Raw genomic sequence first — 21139 nt, forward strand, 5'->3', positions numbered from 1 at the left:
TCATATTTCCTTCATGAGATCTAGCAGCGGGCACCGCCTGCCGCCAGGCCGGTCAGAAGGGCTATAGTTGCCCGACCACCAGAGCGAGGAGATCCGGATGTTCGAAGCCGCCGAAAACGAACACCTGCTCGACGAGGCCACCTACGACGCCAAGCTGCCCAAGCTGCGCGAAGCGTTGCTGGCCGCCCAATACGAACTCAAGGCGCAGGGCCGTTTCCCGGTGATCGTACTGATCAATGGCATCGAGGGTGCGGGCAAGGGCGAGACGGTCAAGCTGCTCAACGAGTGGATGGATCCGCGCCTGATCCGCGTCGAGACCTTTCTGCAGCCCACCGTCGAGGAGCGCCAGCACCCGCCGGCCTGGCGCTACTGGCAGCGCCTGCCGGGCAAGGGTCGGACCGGCGTTTTCTTCGGCAACTGGTACAGCCAGATGCTGCATGGGCGGGTCAACAAGGCGCTCAGTCGCGTCGAACTGGATGCCGCTATCGGCCAGGCGGAGCGTTTCGAGCGGATGCTCGCCGACGAGGGCGCGCTGATCCTCAAGTTCTGGTTCCACCTTTCCAAGCCCCAGCTCAAGCAGCGCCTGAAGCACCTCAAGAACGATCCTCGCCTGGGCTGGAAGCTCAGTCCGCTGGACTGGCGCCAGGCCAAGGTCTACGACCGCTTCGTCAAGGAGGGCGAGCGGGTGGTGCGGCGGACCCATCACGACTACGCCCCCTGGCACGTGGTGCCCGGTTTCGACGAGCGCTTTCGCAGCCTGACCGTCGGCACCGTGCTGCTCAAGGCGCTGCAGCGCGCCCTGGCCAACAAGCCGCGCAAGCAGCGCCGGGCCGCCGCCGTGCTGCCGCCGCCGGTGGATGGCCGCGGCGTGCTGGAGGCCATGGACCTGGGTCAGCGCCTGGACAAGGCCGATTACGAGGACCAGCTGCTCGCCGAGCAGGCCCGCCTGGCGCGGCGCCTGCGCGACAAGAAGTATCGCCGTCATGCCCTGGTGGCGGCCTTCGAGGGCAACGATGCCGCCGGCAAGGGCAGCGCCATCCGCCGTGTCACCGGCGCCCTGGATCCGCGCCAGTACCGCATCGTCCCGGTGGCCGCGCCCAGCGACGAGGAACTCGCCCAGCCCTATCTCTGGCGCTTCTGGCGGCACATTCCGCGCCTGGGCAATTTCACCATCTTCGATCGTTCCTGGTACGGCCGGGTGCTGGTGGAGCGGGTCGAGGAGCTGACACCGGTCGCCGACTGGCAGCGGGCCTATGGCGAGATCAACGACTTCGAGGAGCAGCTCCACGACGCCGGCATCGTGCTGGCCAAGTTCTGGCTGGCCATCGACCAGGACACTCAGCTGGAGCGCTTTCGTGCCCGCGAGGAAACGCCCTTCAAGCGATTCAAGATCACCGAGGACGACTGGCGCAATCGCGACAAGTGGGACCTCTACAGCCAGGCCGTCAACGACATGGTGGTGCAGACCAGCACCGCCATCGCGCCCTGGACGCTGGTGGAGGCCAACGACAAGCGTTTCGCGCGGGTTAAGGTGCTAAGGACACTCAACGAGGCGCTAGAAAGGGCGTATGACAAAGGTTGAAAGGCTGCTGCCTGTGGGCTAGGCGCTTCGCTTCATACCTATCTCACGACGTTTATCGTAGACGTGCAGGCGCGGAGAATGCGCCCCTTTCCAGAAGGGTGAGCGGAATCGTTGCGTAAGGGGTTGAGCGGCATGGATGCCGCGAGAGTCGCGAGGGCCATGGATGGCCCTTCGTGGCGTGCCCCTGGAGCGGCGATGGAGCGAACGAACCCCGGCGCAGCCGGGGCCGATGGAGGGGCAAGCGTTTTTGGTACTTTTGCCGCGACTGGCAAAAGTGACTCGCCCGGGTGGCGAAATTAAAGGCTTCAGCAGGCACGCTAATCAGCTGAATAGCGCAAGCCAGGCAACCACCAAATCCTAGAAACGAAAAAGCCCCGCCGAAGCGGGGCCTTTCTGCAACCGGATCAGTCGTTAGACGACTTGAACCTGGTCAGCTTGCATACCCTTCTGGCCTTTGACAGCCACGAAAGTGACCTTCTGGCCTTCGCTCAGGCTCTTGAAGCCGGCGCTTTCGATGGAGCGGTAGTGCACGAACAGGTCGGCGCCGCTTTCCGGGGTGATGAAGCCGTAGCCTTTCTCATCGTTGAACCACTTGACGGTGCCATTTTCACGATTGGACATGAGTATCTCCAGGTGTAGGGGGAACAACCACGTTAGCGAGACATTCGTTAACGGGACTGTAATGCGAGAGTGAGACGAGCCAGGAGATGAAAATGAAGCAACATCAAGCAGGTATCGAGTAACTATTGCAGTAGCAGTGCCCACACCATACTCGCTTTCGCGAGCTTGTATAGCCCTGATTCGCATATTTGTTGACCAGTGGCGCTGCTTGCGCTGCCAGGGCGTCTCACTCAGGCTACGGATTCCCCTGCTCGAAAGAGACTCCGCATGGACAAGCTGCACCGGATCAAGGGGGCCTGGCCCTACCTGATCGCCGTCTTTCTCAACGCCTTCGTCGATCTTGGCCACAAGATCGTCATCCAGAACACCGTGTTCAAGGTCTATGACGGTTCCACCCAGGTGGTGCTGACCGCCCTGGTCAACGGCATGATGCTGCTGCCCTTCATCCTGCTGTTCAGTCCCTCCGGCCATGTGGCCGATCGCTTCGCCAAGGTGCGGGTGCTGCGGCTCGGCGGCTGGGCGGCGGTGGCCATCACCCTGGGCATCACCCTGGCCTACTATGCCGGGCTGTTCGAACTGGCCTTCGCCATGACGCTGTTGCTGGCCATCCAGGCGACCTTCTATTCGCCGGCCAAGTACGGCTACATCAAGGCGCTGTTCGGCAAGCAGCGGCTGGCCGAGGGCAACGGCCTGGTGCAGGCCAACTCCATCATCGCCATCCTGGCTGGCACCGTGGTCTTCACCGCCTTCTTCCAGCTGCACCTGGGCGAAGACCACGCCACGCCCCACGCCATCCTGCAGGACATCGCGCCGCTGGGCTGGCTGCTGGTGCTCTGCAGCCTGGCCGAGGTGGCGCTGCTCTATCGCCTGCCGCTGCTGGAAGAGCCCAAGCCGCGCGAGCCGTTCGACTGGCATGCCTATCTGCGGCTGCAGACCGCCCGGCGCAACCTGGCGGTGATCGGTGAGAATCCGGTGATCCGCCTGTCGATCATCGGCCTGGCGGTGTTCTGGTCGGTGGGCCAGGTGCTGCTGGCGAGCTTTCCGGCCTATGCCAAGGATCACCTGGGCATCGACAACGTGCTGCTGTTGCAGGGCATCCTGGCCTGCGCCGGGATCGGCATCGCCATCGGCTCGTCCCTGGCCAGCCGGGCCTCGCGCGGGCGCATCGAGACCGGGCTGATCCCGGTGGGCGCCCTGGGCATCGCCCTTGGCCTGTGGTGGCTGCCGGCGCCCAGTTCGGCCCTGGTGCATGCGCTCAATTTCATTTTCATCGGGCTAATGGGTGGCCTGTTCATCGTGCCGCTCAATGCCCTGATTCAGTTCCATGCCCGTGAGGACCAGCTCGGCACGGTGCTGGCGGCCAACAACTGGGTGCAGAACGTCGCCATGCTGAGCTTTCTGGTGCTCACCGCGGTGATCGCCCTGCTCGGCCTGGACAGTCGCTGGCTACTGCTGCTGATCGCCGCCGTGGCCCTGATCGGCGGAGCCTATACGGTGTGGAAACTGCCCCAGAGTCTGGTGCGTTTCCTGCTCGGCCTGATGGTCACCCGTCACTACCGCATTCAGGTCCAGGGGCTGCAGAACCTGCCGGCCCAGGGCGGGGTGCTGCTGCTGGGCAATCACATCAGCTGGGTGGACTGGGCCATGGTGCAGATCGCCAGTCCGCGCCCGGTACGCTTCGTGATGCTCAGGTCGATCTATGAGCGCTGGTACCTGAAGCCCTTCCTCAAGGCGATGGGGTGCCTGCCCATCGCCCAGGGCAGCGGCGCCGGCGCGGCGCTGGAGCAGGTGGCTGGCCTGCTGAGTGCGGGGGAGGTGGTCTGCCTGTTCCCCGAAGGCGCCATCAGCCGTACCGGCCAGCTCGGCGAATTCCGCCGCGGCTATGAAAAGGCCTGCGAGCGGGTCGGCCCGGAGGTGCAGATCGTGCCCTTCTATCTGCGCGGCCTCTGGGGCAGCCAGTTCTCGCGTTCTTCGAGCAAGCTCAAGGAGCTGCGCGACAGTCCGCTGCACCGCGAGGTGGTGGTGGCCTTTGGCAAGGCGCTGCCCAAGGACACTCCGGCCGATGTGCTCAAGCGGCGGATCTTCGAGTTGTCGATTCGCTCCTGGGAGCGCTATATGCAGGGCCTGCCGTCGCTGGCCGACGCCTGGGTGGCCAGTGTCAAGCGGCGACCCAACGGCCTGGCCCTGGTGGACGACCTGGGCGCGCCGCTCAAGGCCGCCCAGGCGCTCACCGGCGCTGCCTGCCTGGCGCGGCGGATGCGCAAGCAGCCCGAGGCCAATCTCGGCCTGCTGCTGCCCACCAGCAGTGGCGGCATGCTGGCCAACATGGCGGTGCTGCTGGCCGGCAAGACCCTGGTCAATCTCAACTACACGGCCACCCCCGAGGCCCTGGCGTCTGGCCTGGACCAGGCCGGCATCCGCACCGTCTACACCTCCCGGCGCTTTCTCGAACGCCTGCAGAGGCGCGGTCTGCCGGTGGAGGAGTTGCTCGCCGGACGCGAGGTGGTGGACCTGGAAGAGCTGCGCGCCGGCATCGGCAAGGCCGAACTACTGGCCAACTGGCTGGCGGTCCGGCTGTTGCCCACCGCCATGCTGCAGGTGCTGGTGAGCCGCGCCCACGATCCCGCGGCCACCGCCGCCATTCTCTTCTCCAGTGGCAGCGAGGGTACGCCCAAGGGGGTGATGCTCAGCCACAGCAACCTCATGGCCAATCTCAAGCAGACCTCGGACGTGCTCAACACCCAGGACGACGACGTCTTCATGGCCTCGCTGCCGCTGTTCCACGCCTTCGGTCTCACCGTGACCCAGTTCCTGCCGCTGATCGAGGGGGTGCCGGTGGTCTGCCAGGCCGATCCCACCGACGTGACCGGCATCGCCAAGGCGGTGGCCACCCATCGCGCCACGGTGCTCTGCGGCACCTCGACCTTCCTGCGGCTGTTCGTGCGCAACACCAAGGTGCATCCGCTGATGCTGGAGAGTCTGCGCATCGTGGTGGCCGGTGCCGAGCGCCTGGATCCGGCGGTGCGCGAGGCCTTCAAGCTCAAGTTCAACCAAGACATCTACGAAGGCTACGGCGCCACCGAGACCGCGCCGGTGGCGTCGGTCAACCTGCCCGACGCCCTGGACGTCAGCTACCTGCAGGTGCAGCGTGGCGGCAAGCTCGGCACCGTGGGCATGCCGCTGCCAGGGACCGGCTTCAAGATCGTCGATCCTCAGACCTTCGCCGAATTGCCCACCGGCGAGGCGGGCATGGTGCTGATCGGCGGACCGCAGCTGATGCAGGGTTATCTGAACGATCCCGAGCGCACCGCCAAGGCGATCCGCGAGATCGACGGCGAGCGCTGGTACGTGACCGGCGACCAGGGTCGGCTGGACGAGGACGGCTTTCTCACCATCGTCGACCGCTATTCGCGCTTCGCCAAGATCGGCGGTGAGATGGTCAGCCTGGGCGCCGTGGAGCAGGCCCTGGCGCGGGCGGTGGCCGATCCGGAGATCGAGCTGCAGGCGGTCAATCTGCCGGATGCCAGGAAGGGCGAGCGCATCGTGGTGCTGCATACCGGCACCCTGGACGGCGCGGCGGTGGAAAAGACGCTGCTGGCCCAGGGGGTGAGCGGACTGCTGCTGCCCTCGGCCTGGCTGGCGGTGGACAGCCTGCCGAAACTGGGGACCGGCAAGGCCGACGTGGCCGGCGCGAAACGTCTGGCGCAGACGCGGTTGAGCGAGGCGGGGGAGGCCTAGGCGATAAATCGTCCATCCGGCGCCGGTGAACCCTAAAGCCTGGCGCCGTTTGGCCGATCATGAGGAGGCTAATCTTTTTTTCGAGGTCTTGCCGGTGAAGCTACGCTCCCTCAACATCGCCCCGCGCGCCCTGGTCGCCTTTGGTTTCTTCGCCCTGCTGGTGATCGGCCTCGGGCTGTTTTCCCTGGGCCAGAATCGCGTCATCAAGGAGGGCGAGGAGCAGATCGTCGGCAACGTGATTCCCAGCGTCCAGGTCATCGGCGAGATCCGCGCCGACCTGCTGAGTCTGCGCATGCACAACCAGGGCCTGATGCTGGCGACCTCCAACGCCGAGACCCAGGCCGTGAACAAGGCCATCGACGTGGCCAAGGCCACCCTGGAGCAGCACGTGCGCCAGTTCGACGCCCTGTTGCTCACCGACACCGGGCGGGAGGTCTACACCCGGATGACCGGCCAGCTGGCCACCTACCTGAACAACCAGAATCGCTATCTCAAGGCGCTGGACGACCAGAACGACGCCGAGTTGCTCAAGCTCGCCGGTCAGGACGGCGAGATGGCCCGCAGCGGTAACGCCCTGAGCGCCACCGTCAACGAACTCGCCGGGCTGGTCGATGGCAAGGTCACGCGTCTGGCCGCTGCTTCCATAGCCAGCTACCACAACGCCATCGCCATCACCGTGGCGGTGATGGTGGCGGCTCTGGCCGGTACCCTGCTGCTGGCCTGGCGCTTCACCCGCAGTCTCACCGGGCCGCTGGAAAAGGCCCTGGCGGTGGCCGAACGCATCGCCGCCAATGACCTCAGTCGGTCGGTCGAGCAGGACGGGCGTGACGAACCCGGCCGACTGCTGGCAGCCATGGCGCGGATGCAGGACAACCTGCGCGGCACCCTGGAGCGTCTGACCCTGTCGTCCACCACCCTGGCGTCCACGTCCGATGAGCTGTCGACGGTCACCGAGACCGGCCTGCGCGGCATCCAGCGGCAGAACGACGAACTGGCCCAGGCCGCCACCGCCGTCAACCAGATGACCGCCGCGGTGGAAGAGGTGGCGCGCAACGCCGCTGCCGCCAGCGCCGCCGCCCAGGATTCGCGCACCTCGGCCGATCTCGGCCAGCGCCGGGTGGAGGAGACCCTGACCACCATTCACGCCCTGCACACCGCCGTGGCCTCCAGCAGCGGCGAGATCGACGGCCTGGCCGCCCAGGTGCAGCGCATCAGCGGGGTGCTCGACGTCATCCGCGGCATCGCCGAACAGACCAATCTGCTGGCGCTCAACGCCGCCATCGAAGCCGCGCGGGCCGGCGAGGCGGGGCGCGGTTTCGCCGTGGTGGCCGACGAGGTACGCGCCCTGGCGGCCCGCACCCAGCAATCCACCGGTGAGATCGAAGACATGATCGGCGCCATCCAGGGTGGCGCGGGCAAGGCGGTGGACGCCATGGCCACCAGCAATCAGCAGGCCGGTGCCTGCCTGACGGTGGCCGCGGCCGCCGGCGAGGCCCTGGCCGAGATCGGTCGCCACATCGTGCAGATCACCGAGCGCAACCTGAGCATCTCCGCTGCCACCGAAGAGCAGGCCCAGGTGGCCCGCGAGGTGGATCGCAACCTCACCAGCATCCGCGACCTGTCGACCCAGAACGCCGCCGGGGCCGAGCAGACCGCCGCCGCCAGCACCGACCTGGCGCGCCTGGCCGGTGACCTGAATGGTGCGGTGCGGCAGTTCCGCTTGTAGGCAGCACAAGACAGCGCAGGCGTGCCCCGCCTCAGCGGCGCGGTGCGCTCAAGGCACCAGCGCCAGGGCCGTGCGCAGATCCACCACCAGGACATCCAGATAGCCACCCTGGAGGGCGCCGCGGATGGCGTTGACCTTGCGCAGGCCGCCGGCCAGACCCACCACGCGGTCGATCTCCAGCAGTTGCGGCAGGCCCACCGACACCACGGTCTCTTCACTGTCGTCCAGCACCGGCCGGCCCTGGGCGTCGAAGTACCTGAGGCAGATGTCGCCCACCGCGCCGCGGGCGGCCAGCACTTCCAGCATGGCCTCGCCATGGTAGTTGCCGCTGTTGCGTAGGAGCTGCGAAGGCTCCAGCTCGCCGATGCCGACCAGGGCCATGGTGAGCCGGGCGAAGCGTTCGGTCACCTCGCGTACCTCGTCCAGTTGCAGGATGCGCTGGCGACTCTCGGGTGACTGCTCGATGCTCTGGGACGGCAACAGATAGGCCGGGCAACCGAGCAGATTGGCCAGTTGTTGGGTCAGCAGGGTGGCTTCGAAAGCCCCTTTGTTGCCGACCCCGCCGAGCAGTTGCACCACCTCGGTCGCGCCCTGGCGACTGCTGCCCCGATGCATGTGGCCGACCATGGCGCGGATGGTGGAGCTCCAGGAAGAGATGCCGATGTGGTCCTTTTCGGTGACGCTGGTTTCCAGGTAGTGGGCGGCGGCCGAGCCGATGGCCTGCTTGATGGCCTCTTCGTCGTCACCGGTGGGCTCCACCACGATGGCCTGGCGAATGCCGTAGCGCTGCTGCAGCTGACGCTCCAGTTCCAGGTGGAAATTGCGTGGCCGCTGCACCGAGATGCGCACGATGCCTTCCTTGAGCGCTCGGCTCAGGGCGCGGCTGACGAAGGATTGCGACAGGTCGAGCTGTTCGGAGATCTGCGACTGCTTGAGTCCCTCTTCGTAGTAGAGGGAGGCGATCTTGGTCAGCAGGCGTTGTTCTTCGAGGTTACTCATCCAGATTCCCGGTACCAGCGGCTAGGTCGCGCCCAGGGTCGCCAGGCCGGCCTGGCCATGACGAACCGCCGAAAAGCAGGCACGTACCTGTTAGAAAGGCGCATTTTCCCGCTATTTTCCCTCAGCCTCTCGCTGGACGCCAAGGCTTTTGCGGCCTGGGCGCCCAGGGGGCGATCTCAGGACATGATGAGGCCACCGTCCACATTGATCGCCTGGCCGGTGATGTAGGCCGCGTCCGCCGAGGCCAGGAAGGCCACCAGGCCGGCCACGTCGGCCGGGGTGCCGGCGCGCTTCATGGGGATGTTGCCGACCCATTCGGTCATCAGCTCGCCCTGGCCATAGCGCTTTTCCGGGGTGGAGAGGATCTTGCCCCAGACCCGGTCGTTATAGTCCCACATCTCGCTTTCGATGATGCCCGGGCAGAAGGCGTTGACCGTGATGCCGTGGCGCGCCAGTTCGTGGGCCAGGCTCTGGGTGATGCCGATGACGCCCATCTTGCTCGCCGCATAGTGGGGCGTGTAGATGAAGCCCTGGCGTCCCTGGCCGGAGCTGGTGTTGATCAGGCGTCCACTACGTCCTGCGGCGACCATGCGCCTGGCCGCCTCGCGGCAGCACAGCCAGACGCCGGTGGTGTTGACCTGCAGGATACGATCGAAGTCCTCGCGCGGCATGCGGTCGAAGGCGTCGATGGTGATGATTCCGGCGTTCTGCACCGAGACGTCGATGCGGCCGAAGCGGGCTTCGGCCTGGGCATAGAGGTCGGCCACCGCCGCCTCGTCGGTGATGTCCACCACCAGCGGCAGGACCTCGGCCCCGGTATCGGCCACCAGCCGTGCAGCGGTCTCATGCACCCGCTCGGCATTGGACACCAGTACTAGATTGGCACCCTCACGACCGAAGCGCTCGGCGATACCCTCGCCGATGCCCCGGCAACCGCCGGTGATGACTACGGTTTGATCTGCGAAGCGACGTTCCACGTGAAACCTCCTGAAGTCTGGCGGCAGCCCGGCGCAGGCTGGCTGTGCCGAATCGCCAGCGACGTGTTACCAGCAGACGAAACCACCATCGACGATCAGATCCACCCCGGTGCAAAAGGATGCGGCCGGGCTGCAGAGGAAGATCGCCGGACCGACCATTTCCTCCACTTCGGCCATGCGGCCCAGCGGGGTGGTCTGCTCGAAGATCTTGACCTGGTCGGCCACCTCGGGACGGGTGTTCATGGGGGTGGCGGTGTAGCCGGGGCTGATGCAGTTGACCCGGATGCCGCGCTCGGCCCATTCCATCGCCAGGCTCTTGGTCAGGTGGATGACGCCGGCCTTGGAGGTGTTGTAGTGGGCCTGCAGCAGGCCGCGGTTGACGATGCTGCCGGACATGGAGGCGATGTTGACGATGGCCCCCTTGCCGCGCGGCAGCATGACCCGCGCCTGGGCCTGGCAGCTCAGCATCACGCCAGTGAGGTTGATGTCGAGCATGCGCTGCCAGCGCTCCAGCTCCAGTTCCTCGGCGGCTTGGGCGTTGGCGATGCCGGCGCTGTTGACGGCGAGGCTCAAGGGGCCGAGTTCGGCCTCGGTGCGGGCCACGGCGGCTTCCAGGTCAGCGGCGCTGGTCACCGAGCCTTCCAGGGCCAGGGCGCGGCGGCCGTGGGCCTGGATGCGCTCGACGGTGCCGGCGAGGTCGCGACTGCCGGGCAGGTCGAAGCAGGCCACATTGGCGCCAGCCTCGGCGAGGCCGACGGCGATGGCCTGGCCGATGCCGCTGCCGGCACCGGTGACGAAGGCGGTCTGGCCGCCGAGATCGAAGAGACGCATGAGAAAACTCCTAGTCAGGCGGTAGCCAGTTCCATCACGGCCACCGGAGTGGCCTGTTCGCGTTCGAGAATGCCCATCTGCTGGCCACGGCTCATCACCATGACCCGGTGCGACAGGCCGAGCACCTCGTCGAGATCCGAGCTGACCACGATCACCGCCATGCCGGTGGCCGCCAGTTCAGCGATCACCTGGTAGATGGCGGCGCGGGCGCCGACGTCGATGCCGCGGGTGGGCTCGTCGAGGATGAAGACCTTGGGGTTGCGCGCCAGCCACTTGGCGATGATCACCTTCTGCTGGTTGCCACCGGAGAGGGCGGCGATGGCCTGCTCCGGATGGCCCTTGACGCCGAGCCGGGCCACCGCCTTGCGAGCGAAGGCGCGCAGGCCACCGGGGGACACCCAGCCACCGGCGGCGAGCAGGTCGGTGTTGCCATAGATGAGGTTTTCCTCGATGGCATGGTCGACCACCACGCCCTGCTGCTTGCGATCCTCGGGCACCAGCACGATGCCAGCCTGGATGGCTTCGCACGGGCTGGCGAAGCGGCAGGCCTGACCTTCCAGCACCAGGGTGCCGGTGACCTGCTCGGCCGCGCCGGCTATGGCGCGGACCAGCTCGGTACGGCCGGCGCCGACCACCCCGGCCACGCCGAACACCTCGCCGGCGCGCACACTGAAGTCGATGTCCTTGAGCGGCATTTCGCGGCAGCTCAGACCCTTCACCCGAAGCACCTCGCGGGCCGCGGGCGCGGCCATGGCCGGAAAGATGCGCTCCACGCTGCGCCCGACCATCTCTTCCACCAGTTGCCGCACCGGCACCTGGGCGGTGGCGTGCAGGGCGATCTGGCGGCCGTCGCGCAACACCAGGACCCGGTCGGCGATCCGCGCGATCTCTTCCAGGCGATGGCTGATATAGATGAAGGACACGCCCTCGGCCTTGAGCCGCTCGACCTGGGCGAACAGCAATTCGGTCTCTTCGCCGCCCAGGGCCGCGGTGGGTTCGTCGAGGATCAAGAGGCGCGCCTTGAGGGTCAGCGCCTTGGCGATCTCCACCAGCTGCTGGGCGGCCACACTGAGGCCGGCCACGGTGCGCGTGGCGGGTACCTTCAAGCCGAGGCGATCCAGTTGGCGCTGGGCCTCGGACTCCATGAAGGTACGATCGATGCGACCGCCGCGCATGGGCAGGCGACCGACGAACATGTTCTCGGCGATGGTCAGCTCCGGCAGCAGGCGGATTTCCTGGTGAATCAGGCCGATGCCGGCGGCCAGGGCGGCGCCGGGAGAATCCGGAGCGTAGTCGCGCCCCAGCCAGGTCATGCGCCCACCGGTCTCGGGCGGCACCAGGCCGGCGATGATGGACGACAGGGTGGACTTGCCGGCCCCGTTCTCGCCGAGCAGGGCCAGGACTTCACCGGGCTGGATATCGACGTCCACCCCGCCCAGCACCTCGATGCCGGCGTATTTCTTGCCGATGTTTCTCAGGCTGAGGGCGGCGGGCTGTTCCAGGGGCATGACGGCGGACATGGGGCCTCCGAAGGGGGGGGACTGAACCGGTGCCTCCATTGCAAGGCACATAAGGCATGGGCTGGATGCGGCGGGCGCTGCCCGCCACTGGCCAGTCCTACTGTTACGGATGGTTCTCGATGAAGGGGGCGACGTTATCCTTGGTGGTCAGGATCGCCTCCTGCAACTGCTCCTTGGGCAGCTGCTTGCCTTCCTTGAGTGCCACCGCCGATTCCAGGGCCAGGCGACCCATCTTGCGAGTCTGCTGGGTCATGGTGGCGGACAGGGTGCCGGCGGCCACCGCCTTGAGACCGGCCACGTCGCCGTCGAAGCCGACGATGGTCACCGGATGATCGAGGTTGGCTACCTTGACCGCCTGGGCAGCGCCAAGGGCCATGGCGTCGGCGCGACCAAAGAAGACGTTGATGTTGGGGTCACGCTGGAGCATGTCCTGGGCCACGGCGAAGCCCTTGTCCTGGGCCCATTCGGCAGGCTGCTGGGCCACCACCTTCAGCTCGGGAAATTTGGCCAGGCCTTCGGCAAAGCCCTTGGCGCGATCGTTTTCCGGCGTGGTGCCGATCTGGCCCTGGAGGATAGCGACGCGGCCCTTGCCTTCGGTGACCTTGCCGACGTATTCGGCCAGGGTGCGGGCGGCGGCGACGCTGTCGCTGGCGATGAAGGTGTCACCGGGGGCGTCGGGGGCGTTGCGGTCCACCGCCACCACCGGGATGCCGGCGGCCTTGGCCGCCTTGACCGGGACACCGGCGGCGGTGGCGCCGGCCGGGATATAGATCAGGGCGTCGACCTGGCGGGTGATCAGATCCTGGATCTGGTTGACCTGGGTCGCCGAGTTGCCCTGGGCGTCCACGGTGATGACCTTGATGCCCTTGGCCTTGCCCTCGGCCTCGACGGCCTGCTTGATCTGATTGAAGAAGTCGGCCTGAAGGTTGGCCACGGCCAGCCCCACGGTGAGTTCCTTGGCCTGGGCATTGAAGGCAGCGGTGCAGGTCATGGCGGCGAACAGGGTACTGAGCAACAGCTTCTTGGGGGTCAGCATGGATGGCACTCCGTTGTTATTGTTGTACTGCGGTGACGAGACGAAGCAGAGCAGACCTAGCGCTGCCCGTTACGGCGGCGCAGGGTGTCCAGGGTGACGGCCAGGGCGATGACGATGCCGATGATCACCTGCTGCACGAAGGGCGAGACCCCCAGCAGGTTCAGGCCATTGCGTAGCACGCCGATGATCAGCACGCCCACCAGGGTGCCGCCGACGCTGCCAACGCCGCCGCTGAGGCTGGCACCGCCGATCACCACCGCGGCGATGGCATCCAGCTCCATGGACAGGCCGGCGCTGGGCTGGGACGAATCCAGCCGCGCGGCCATGGCCACCGCGGCCAGGCCCGCCAGGGCGCCGCTCAGGGCATAGATCCAGATGGTGAGGGTGCGCACCTTGATGCCTGACAACCGTGCCACCTCGGCGCTGCCGCCCATGGCATAGAGGTTGCGGCCACCGGCGCGAAAGCGCAGGAACACCCAGGCCACCAGCAGCATCAGCAGGAAGAGGCCGACGGTGACCGACAGGAAGCCGAAGTGCCGTACTGTGGCTAAGCTGGTGAACCAGTCCGGAAAGCCGACGATCTGGCGGCCGTCGGTAAGGATGTTGGCCAGACCCCGGGCCACCGACATCATGGTCAGGGTGGCGATGAAGGCGGGCAACCGTGCCTTGGCGATGAGCATTCCCGATACCAGGCCGCACACCAGACCGCCGAGGATGGCTGCGGGAATCGCCAGGCCCAGCGGCCAGCCGATGTCCTGATAGAGCCAGCCCAGCAGCATCATGGAAAAGGCCAGCACCGAGCCCACCGACAGGTCGATGCCACCGATGACGATGACCAGGGTCATGCCGATGGCCAGGATGCCGAGCACCGTCACCTGGTCAAGGATGTTGAGGGCGTTGCGCACGGAGAAGAAATACTCCGAGGCAAAGGAGAACACGGCGATCAGCAGCGCCAGACCGATCAGCGGACCGCCGACGTTGCGGGGCAGGCGTAGCGCCAGGCGGGCGAGGGGCTTGGCGGGTGGCGAGGCGATCGGGGCTTTGGCGTCCACGAGCTTCTCCTGAGGTTATTGTTCTTGTGTAGGGCTCGCTTGAATATTTATGCGTGCCTGATTTTTAATTCAGACTCTGCCTGTTCCGGGTGGAAGTCAAGCGCCTTTTCATCGCTGTATGCCGAACGCGATGGCTTCGGCAATCCCGCATCCCGCCACGCATTCTATCCGCTCGCCAGATCGCCAATGGCCTTTCCTGGCTATTGACGACCCTGCGGATTGGGGTCTAAATGATAAATATATTTTCAGTGACGAATAAATATTCATAAGACGCCCACTGAAACCTCGGCAGGCGTCTGCTCCACTGCAGCTTCGGATACCCGAGGGGGTCGCCTGATGAATCCGTTCCAGTACGACGTCGCGCAGATTCGCGAAAAGGCCCGGCTGATCCGCCGGCGCGTCATCCAGCTCAACGCCGGCTCGCCTGCCGGCGGCCATACCGGGGCGGATCTGTCGGAGACCGACATCCTCGCTACCCTCTATTTCCGCCTGCTCGACGTCGCCCCGGAACGCCTCGCCGATCCCCAGCGCGATATCTACATTCAGAGCAAGGGTCATGGCGTTGGCGGCCTCTACTGCTGCCTGGCCGAAGCCGGCTACTTCCCGCCGGAATGGCTCGACACCTACCAGCACTTCGATTCCCACCTGCCGGGTCATCCGGTACGGCAGAAGACCCCCGGCATCGAGCTCAACACCGGCGCCCTCGGCCATGGCCTGCCGGTCGCCACCGGCATCGCCCTGGCCGCCCAACGCGATGGCAGTCCGCGCCGCGTCTATGTGCTGACCGGCGATGGCGAACTGGGCGAGGGCTCCAACTGGGAGTCGGCGCTGACCGCCGCCAAGTATCGGCTGGACAACCTCACGGTGATCGTTGACCACAACCGCCTGCAACTGGCCGGCCCCACCGCCGAGATCCTGCCGCTGGAGCCGCTGGCCGAGAAGTGGCGCGCCTTCGGCTTCCATGTGGTCGAGTGCGATGGCAACGACGTGGCCCAGCTGGTGGAGACCCTGGAAGCGCTGCGCGATCACCGCGGCCAGCCCCAGGTGCTGATCGCCAATACCGTCAAAGGCAAGGGGGTTTCCTTCATCGAGGGCAAACCCGAATGGCACCACCGGGTGCCCAAGGGCGACGAGATCGCCGCTGCACTGGAGGAGCTCGACCATGGCCACTGATACCCAGACCCCGGGCGAAGCCCATCTCGCCAGCGTCATGGTCGAGGCCTTCATCGCCGCGGTGGACGCTGGCGTCGACCTGGTGCCGGTGGTCAGCGATTCCATCTCCACGGCCAAGATCGGTCCTTTCGTCAAACGCTTCCCGGAGCGCCTGGTCAACGTCGGCATCGCCGAGCAGACCCTGGTCGGGGTGGCGGCTGGCCTGGGCCTGGCCGGCAAGGTGGCGGTGACCTGCAACGCCGCGCCCTTCCTGATCTCCCGCGCCAACGAGCAGGTCAAGGTGGACGTCTGCTACAACAGGTCCAACGTCAAGATGTTCGGCCTCAACGCCGGGGCCAGCTACGGCCCCCTGGCCAGTACCCACCACAGCCTCGACGACATCGCCGTGATGCGCGGCTTCGGCAACGTGGAAATCTATGCCCCGGCCGACGGCGCCGAATGCCGGCAGATCGTCGAGCACGCCCTGGCCCATGACGGTCCGGTCTATATCCGCCTGGACGGCAAGGCGCTGCCCGATCTGCACGGGCCCGACTATCGTTTCGTCCCCGGTCAGGTTGACGTGCTGCGCCAGGGACACGACGTCAGCCTGGTGGCCCTGGGCTCGGTGGTCCATGAGGCGGTGGACGCCGCCCGGTTGCTGGCCGAGCAGGGCATCAGCGCCCAGGTGATCAACCTGTCGTCGATCCGTCCGCTACAGCGTGAAGCCCTGCTGGAAGCCCTCTGCGCCGCCCGCGGCGGGGTGGTCACGGTGGAAGAACACAATGCCAACGGCGGGGTGGGCAGCCTGGTGGCCGAGGTCATGGCCGAGGCCGCGCTGGGCGTGCCGCTGATCCGTCTGGGCATCGCCGATGGCGAGTATGCTGCCGCCGGCGCGCGCGGGCCGACCCGCGCCAAGCACGGCATCGACGCTGCCGGTATCGTCGCTGCGGTGCAGCGCCTGCGCTGATACGCCGGCGCCTAGGACAAGAACAACAACAGGAGCTGCCATGGCCGCCGAACCGCTGATCCTCGCCCTCGACGAGGGCACCACCAATGCCAAGGCGATCCTGGTGGATCGCGCCGGGCGAGTCGTGGCCCGGGGTTCCCGACCGCTCACCGTCCAGCATCCCCAGGCGGGCTATGCCGAGCAGGATCCCCTGGCCATCTGGCAGGCCCTGCAGGGCGCCATCGGCGATTGCCTGGCGCAGACGGGCGCGCCCCTGGCGGCCATCGCCATCAGCAACCAGCGCGAATCCGCCCTGGCCTGGGAGCGCGACAACGGGCAGTTGCTCGGTCCGCTGGTGAGCTGGCAGTGCAAGAGATCCCAGCCGCAGTGCGAGGCCCTGCACGCCGCCGGTCACGGCGAGACGATCCTGCAGCGCAGCGGCCTGGCGCTGGATCCGATGTTTTCCGCCGGCAAATGGCGCTGGCTGCTCGAGCAGATCCCCGACGGCACGGCCCGCGCCGCCGCCGGCGACATCTGCCTGGGCACCGTGGACAGCTGGCTGCTCTGGCAACTCAGCGGTGGCACGAGCTTTCTCATCGACGCGGCCAACGCGGCCCGTACCCAGTTGCTCGACCTGCGCGGCGGCGACTGGGACCCGCAGCTGCTGAGCCTCTTCGGCATTCCCCGGGCGGCGTTGCCGGAGATCCGACCCAGTGCCGGCTACTTTGGTGAGACCCGTGCCCAGGGTCCGTTACCGGCCGGTCTGCCGATCCTGGCAATGATCGGCGATTCCCATGCGGCGCTGTTCGGCCAGGGCGGTTTCGTCCCGGGCAAGGTCAAGGCCACCCTGGGCACGGGTTCTTCGCTGATGACACCCATCGCTGAGCCGGTGGTGTCCGCCCATGGCCTGGCTACCACCCTGGCCTGGCGCCTAGGGGATACCCCGACCTTTGCCCTGGAAGGCAACATCGTCCACACCGGCGCCGCCGTGGGCTGGACCGCGCGCCTGCTGGGCGGGGCCGGAGAGCTGGAGATCCTGGCCGCGGAAGCCGCGGCACTGCCGGACAACGGTGGCGTCTATTTCGTCCCGGCACTGGGTGGCCTGGGCGCGCCGCACTGGCGGGCCGAAGCCCGTGGGCTGTTCTGCGGTCTGGCCGAGAAATGCGGGCGGGCGCACCTGATGCGCGCGGCGCTGGAAGCCATCGCCTACCAGATCCGCGACGTCTTCGACGCCATGCAGCAGGACAGTCCGACGCCCCTGGACGAACTCTGGGTGGATGGCGGCGCCACGCGCAACGAATGGCTGCTGCAATTCCAGGCCGATCTCCTGCAGCGGCCGGTGATCTGCAGCCTGTCGCCGGAGGTCTCGGCGCTGGGCGCCGCCCATCTGGCCGGCCATGCCCTCGGCTGGTGGCAGGACGCCGCGGCCCTGGCCGATCTCGAACGACCCCGTCGCCGTTACGAACCCCGCGCCAATGCCGTACCCGAACTCTATGCCGGCTGGCGTCAGGCACTGGAGCGGACGCTTTTGTAGCGTCCGTAGGTTGGGTTGAGACGGCTCCATCGTCGAAGCCCAACAACGCGGATTCGATCTGGGCACCGTTGGGCTTCGCTGCGCTCAACCCAACCTACGGCGGCCCGTACCGCCTGGCTCAGGTCGGCAGGGTCATGAAAATCTGGGTGCCCTGACCGGGGCGGGAGACCACGCCGATGCGACCGCCGTGCTGGCGGATGATTTCCTTGCACAGGGCCAGGCCCAGGCCGGCGCCGCCCTTCTGGCTACCGATCTGCACGAAAGGCTCGAACACTCGGCCCTGCTGGGCATAGGCGATGCCTTCGCCATTGTCCTGCACCGCCATCAGCAGCTGATCGTTCTGGCGCAAGGCCTGGATGACGATACGACCGCCGGCCGGAGTATGGCGCAGGGCATTGCTCAGCAGGTTGTCGAACACCCGGCCAAGTTGCTTGGGATCCAGGCTGACTCGCGGCAGCGGCGTGTGCAGCAATTCGACGGCCAGCTCGACATCGCGCTCGCGGGCCTCGTCAGCATGACGACCACGGGCTGCCTCCAGCAATTCGCCGATTTCACTCGGCAGCTTTTCCGGGCGCTGCAGGCCACTCTGGTGGCGGGAATAGTCCAGCAGGTCGTTGATCAGCTGCACCAGGCGATGGGTTTCCTCGTCCACCGTCTGCAGCAGAAAGGCCTCGCGGGAATCCGGCGCCACCTTGAGGCGTTCCCGTAGCAGACCGAAGGCCATGTGCATGCCGGTGACTGGAGTGCGCAGTTCGTGGGAGGCGCGCAGGACGAATTCGTTGCGCACCCGATCGAAGGCGCGCTGCTCGGTGACATCGCGCAGCACCATGAGCGCCCCGACGCTGCGGCCGTCGGCGTGGTTGACCGGGGTCAGACTCCAGGCCAGCAGTCGGACCTCGTCGTCGACGCGGATCTCCAGGTCCTCGGGCGCTGCATCCAGGGCGCCACCGGCCAGCACCCGTTGCACGCTCGCTTCGATTTCCGGGCGTTCCAGGGCGGCGATCAGGGATTCGCCCAGGTGGTTCTCGTTCCAGCCCAACTGGCGGCAGGCCACCGGGTTGGCGTGCTCGATGTTGCCCTGGGGATCGAGGATCACCAGGCCGTAGTCGATGCTGTCGAGCACCGCCTGCAAGCGCCGTTGCCCCGCCACCAGGGCCTCGACATTGGTCTGGCTGAGACGGTGCAGGGCCTGGGCCATGTTGCCGAAGCGACGACTGAGCAGGGTGAATTCGGCGATCTGGGAGGTGGGCAGCTGGACGTCGAAATTGCCCTGGCTGATGCGCTCGGCGGCCTTGGCCAGGCCGTCGATGGGACCGGTGAAGCGCCGCGCGATGCCGTTGGCGGTTACCACCCCGGTGACCAGGATGGCCACGCCGATCAGCGCCAGCAGCATGGCGATGATCACCGCCCGGTCATGGGCCTCGTCCTGCATGCGCTCCAGGGTCACCACATAGCTTTTCTGCAGGTCGTAGATGCGATTGCGCAAGGCGTCGAGGGTCTGCTGGAAACCCGGGTCGGCGCGCAACTGGTTGTAACCGCCCGGCGGCGACCGCAGGTAATCGGCGAAGCGCTCATAGCGTTGCTTGACGTCTTCCAGCACGGCCAGCTGTTCGGGCTTGTGCATCTCGCCCTGGACCAGTTGCAGATTCTGCTCGAAGCGTTGCTGGGCGGCGACCAGGGATTGCTGATCCGGAGCGCCATCGAGCATCTGGAACAGGCTGTTGCTCAGCTCCTGGCGCATGTTCAACGTCAGGTTGATGAAATCCAGGTTGCTGCGGGTCTGGACGCTCTGCTCGCGGGCCAGATGCAGCACGCTGACCAGGCCCACCAGCAGCCCGATGAGGGCTACGGCGATCAGCGCGGAGATGCTAAGAAAGAGGCGGGTGTGCAGCTTGATCGGCAGTTTCATAGCCCGTACTGCTTACGTTTTCGATAGAGCGTGGAGGCGTCGATGCCCAGGGTCTTGGCGGCCTGGTCGAGGGTCTCGCTGGTGGCCATCACCGCGGCGATGTGGGCGCGCTCCAGGGCCTCCAGACTCAGCGCCTCGCCGACCCGCGGCGCGCTGGCGGCGCTGCTGGTGGCCGGGCTGTCACCCAGGCCCAGGTGATTGACGTCCACCAGGTCCTGGCCACAGATGATGCTGGCCCGTTCGATGACGTTGCGCAGCTCGCGGACGTTGCCCGGCCAGCCATAGTTGCGCAGAGCCTCCAGGGCCGCCTCGCTGAAGCCATGGGCAGGACGGTTGTAGTCCTTGACGAAGCGGGCAAGGAAACGCTCGGCGAGATCGACGATGTCTTCCTTGCGTTCGCGCAGCGGCGGCAGGGTGAGCACGATGACGTTGAGGCGATAGAGCAGGTCTTCGCGGAATTCGTTTTCCGCCACCATCTGTTCCAGGTTGCGGTTGGTGGCGGCGAGGATGCGCACGTCGGCACGGCGCGTCACCGGATCGCCGACGCGCTCGTATTCCTTGTCCTGGATGAAACGCAGCAGCTTGGGCTGCAGGGCCAGGGGGAAGTCACCGATCTCATCGAGAAAGAGGGTGCCGCCATCGGCCTGGCTGACCCGGCCGAGGGTGCTCTCGCTGGCCCCGGTGAAGGCGCCACGGGTATGGCCGAACATCTCGCTTTCCATCAGGTCCGCGGACAGCGACGGGCAGTTGATGGTGACGAAGGTCTTCTTGGCGCGCCGACTCCAGGCGTGGATGGCCCTGGCCAGTTCGCCCTTGCCGGAGCCGGATTCACCGAGGATCAGCACGTTGGCGTCGGTGGTGGCGACCTGCCGGGCGGTTTCCAAGATGCTCATCATTGTCGGGCTGCGCGAGTCCAGACCGGCGCTGGACTTGCGCACCTCGCCTTCGAGGGCTTCCAGGCGCGCCGAGAGCTGGCGGAATTCCAGCTGCTTGGCCGCGGCCATGCGCAACTGATCGGGGCTGCAGGGTTTCACCAGGTAGTCGGCAGCGCCGGCCTGCATGGCGTCCACCGCGGTATCGATGGCCGAATGGGCGGTGACGATCACTACCCGCATCCAGGGCGCCTGGATACGCATCTGCTGCAGCACGTCCAGACCGTTGTCCGCACCCAGGCGCAGATCGAGAAAGCAGAGATCGTAGACCTGCCGCAAGAGCAGGGCTTCGGCCTGAGCCGCGCTGTTGGCCGTGGCCACGCTGTAGCCGGCGTCTTCCAGACAGAAACGAAAGGTCCGCAGGATGGCGGCTTCGTCGTCCACGAGGAGGATGCGACCGCTGGTTTGTTCCATGACGGGAAAACTCCGGGCCCAAGGGGCCGAAACGCACTAAAGGGCAGGGCTGGCAATTAGTCCATGATACATCGTGCAAGTTGCAATCCGCTGGGCCACTAGGCGATTCATCGTAGCCACCAGTGATGTCGTGCAGAACGCAACCCGGTGGGCTGAACAGGGGAAAATCC

General features: G+C 66.5%; 15 protein-coding genes and 1 pseudogene. 7 read left to right on the top strand and 9 right to left on the bottom strand.

Annotation, left to right across the window (positions count from 1 at the left end):
* Window positions 1–97: 97 nt before the first annotated feature.
* On the top strand, window positions 98–1582 hold the full coding sequence (gene pap / locus C722_RS0116305) for a polyphosphate:AMP phosphotransferase (RefSeq protein ID WP_017641532.1): 1485 nt from the start codon (window positions 98–100) through the stop codon (window positions 1580–1582).
* Between the two features lie 411 nt (window positions 1583–1993).
* Here the strand turns inward: pap and C722_RS0116310 are convergent, their stop codons facing one another.
* Window positions 1994–2203, bottom strand: coding sequence for a cold-shock protein (locus tag C722_RS0116310; RefSeq protein WP_007160189.1), 210 nt, complete (start codon window positions 2201–2203; stop codon window positions 1994–1996).
* A 267-nt stretch (window positions 2204–2470) separates the two neighbouring features.
* On the opposite strand from C722_RS0116310, the gene C722_RS0116315 reads away from it, so the two are divergent.
* The 3 genes and pseudogenes from C722_RS0116315 to C722_RS27135 all read left to right on the top strand — a co-directional run bounded on the left by C722_RS0116315 (window position 2471) and on the right by C722_RS27135 (window position 7667).
* On the top strand, window positions 2471–5941 hold the full coding sequence (locus tag C722_RS0116315) for an acyl-[ACP]--phospholipid O-acyltransferase (protein WP_017641533.1): 3471 nt from the start codon (window positions 2471–2473) through the stop codon (window positions 5939–5941).
* A 94-nt stretch (window positions 5942–6035) separates the two neighbouring features.
* Window positions 6036–6809 (top strand): annotated as a pseudogene (locus tag C722_RS27130) (MCP four helix bundle domain-containing protein); the annotation flags it as partial.
* Complete coding sequence (locus C722_RS27135) at window positions 6804–7667, top strand: methyl-accepting chemotaxis protein (protein ID WP_371099800.1); 864 nt, start codon at window positions 6804–6806, stop codon at window positions 7665–7667. The pseudogene C722_RS27130 and the gene C722_RS27135, both read left to right, overlap by 6 nt.
* A gap of 48 nt (window positions 7668–7715) precedes the next feature.
* Here C722_RS27135 and C722_RS0116325 read toward each other — a convergent pair whose 3' ends face one another.
* The 6 genes from C722_RS0116325 to C722_RS0116350 all read right to left on the bottom strand — a co-directional run bounded on the left by C722_RS0116325 (window position 7716) and on the right by C722_RS0116350 (window position 14082).
* Window positions 7716–8666: a sugar-binding transcriptional regulator gene (locus C722_RS0116325; protein WP_017641535.1), complete on the bottom strand. Its 951-nt coding sequence runs from the start codon at window positions 8664–8666 to the stop codon at window positions 7716–7718.
* A gap of 176 nt (window positions 8667–8842) precedes the next feature.
* Window positions 8843–9643, bottom strand: coding sequence for an SDR family oxidoreductase (locus tag C722_RS0116330; RefSeq protein WP_017641536.1), 801 nt, complete (start codon window positions 9641–9643; stop codon window positions 8843–8845).
* A 66-nt stretch (window positions 9644–9709) separates the two neighbouring features.
* Window positions 9710–10474, bottom strand: a complete 765-nt coding sequence (locus C722_RS0116335) for an SDR family oxidoreductase (RefSeq protein WP_017641537.1) — start codon at window positions 10472–10474, stop codon at window positions 9710–9712.
* A gap of 14 nt (window positions 10475–10488) precedes the next feature.
* A complete protein-coding gene (locus C722_RS0116340) occupies window positions 10489–11994 on the bottom strand; it encodes a sugar ABC transporter ATP-binding protein (RefSeq protein WP_017641538.1) in 1506 nt (501 codons plus the stop codon).
* Window positions 11995–12097: 103 nt separating this feature from the next.
* Entirely contained in the window at window positions 12098–13030 is a 933-nt protein-coding gene (locus C722_RS0116345; protein ID WP_017641539.1) for a sugar ABC transporter substrate-binding protein, read from the bottom strand.
* Between the two features lie 56 nt (window positions 13031–13086).
* Window positions 13087–14082: an ABC transporter permease gene (locus C722_RS0116350; protein WP_017641540.1), complete on the bottom strand. Its 996-nt coding sequence runs from the start codon at window positions 14080–14082 to the stop codon at window positions 13087–13089.
* 336 nt (window positions 14083–14418) lie between these two features.
* On the opposite strand from C722_RS0116350, the gene C722_RS0116355 reads away from it, so the two are divergent.
* The 3 genes from C722_RS0116355 to C722_RS0116365 are packed head-to-tail and all read left to right on the top strand — an operon-like array spanning window position 14419 to window position 17714.
* Entirely contained in the window at window positions 14419–15255 is an 837-nt protein-coding gene (locus C722_RS0116355; RefSeq protein ID WP_017641541.1) for a transketolase, read from the top strand.
* Entirely contained in the window at window positions 15245–16201 is a 957-nt protein-coding gene (locus C722_RS0116360) for a transketolase family protein (RefSeq protein WP_017641542.1), read from the top strand. Before C722_RS0116355 ends, C722_RS0116360 begins: the two co-directional genes overlap by 11 nt.
* 40 nt (window positions 16202–16241) lie before the next feature.
* Window positions 16242–17714: an FGGY family carbohydrate kinase gene (locus tag C722_RS0116365; RefSeq protein ID WP_017641543.1), complete on the top strand. Its 1473-nt coding sequence runs from the start codon at window positions 16242–16244 to the stop codon at window positions 17712–17714.
* A gap of 118 nt (window positions 17715–17832) precedes the next feature.
* On the opposite strand, the gene C722_RS0116370 is transcribed toward C722_RS0116365, so the two are convergent.
* Window positions 17833–19623, bottom strand: coding sequence for an ATP-binding protein (locus C722_RS0116370; RefSeq protein ID WP_017641544.1), 1791 nt, complete (start codon window positions 19621–19623; stop codon window positions 17833–17835).
* Window positions 19620–20969: a sigma-54-dependent response regulator transcription factor AlgB gene (gene algB, locus C722_RS0116375; RefSeq protein ID WP_017641545.1), complete on the bottom strand. Its 1350-nt coding sequence runs from the start codon at window positions 20967–20969 to the stop codon at window positions 19620–19622. The genes C722_RS0116370 and algB overlap by 4 nt, the downstream gene beginning before the upstream one ends.
* Between the last annotated feature and the right edge of the window lie 170 nt (window positions 20970–21139).

It is taken from the genome of Pseudomonas sp. 313, assembly GCF_000316965.1.
GTDB classification, from domain to species: Bacteria; Pseudomonadota; Gammaproteobacteria; order Pseudomonadales; family Pseudomonadaceae; genus Chryseomonas; species Chryseomonas benzopyrenica.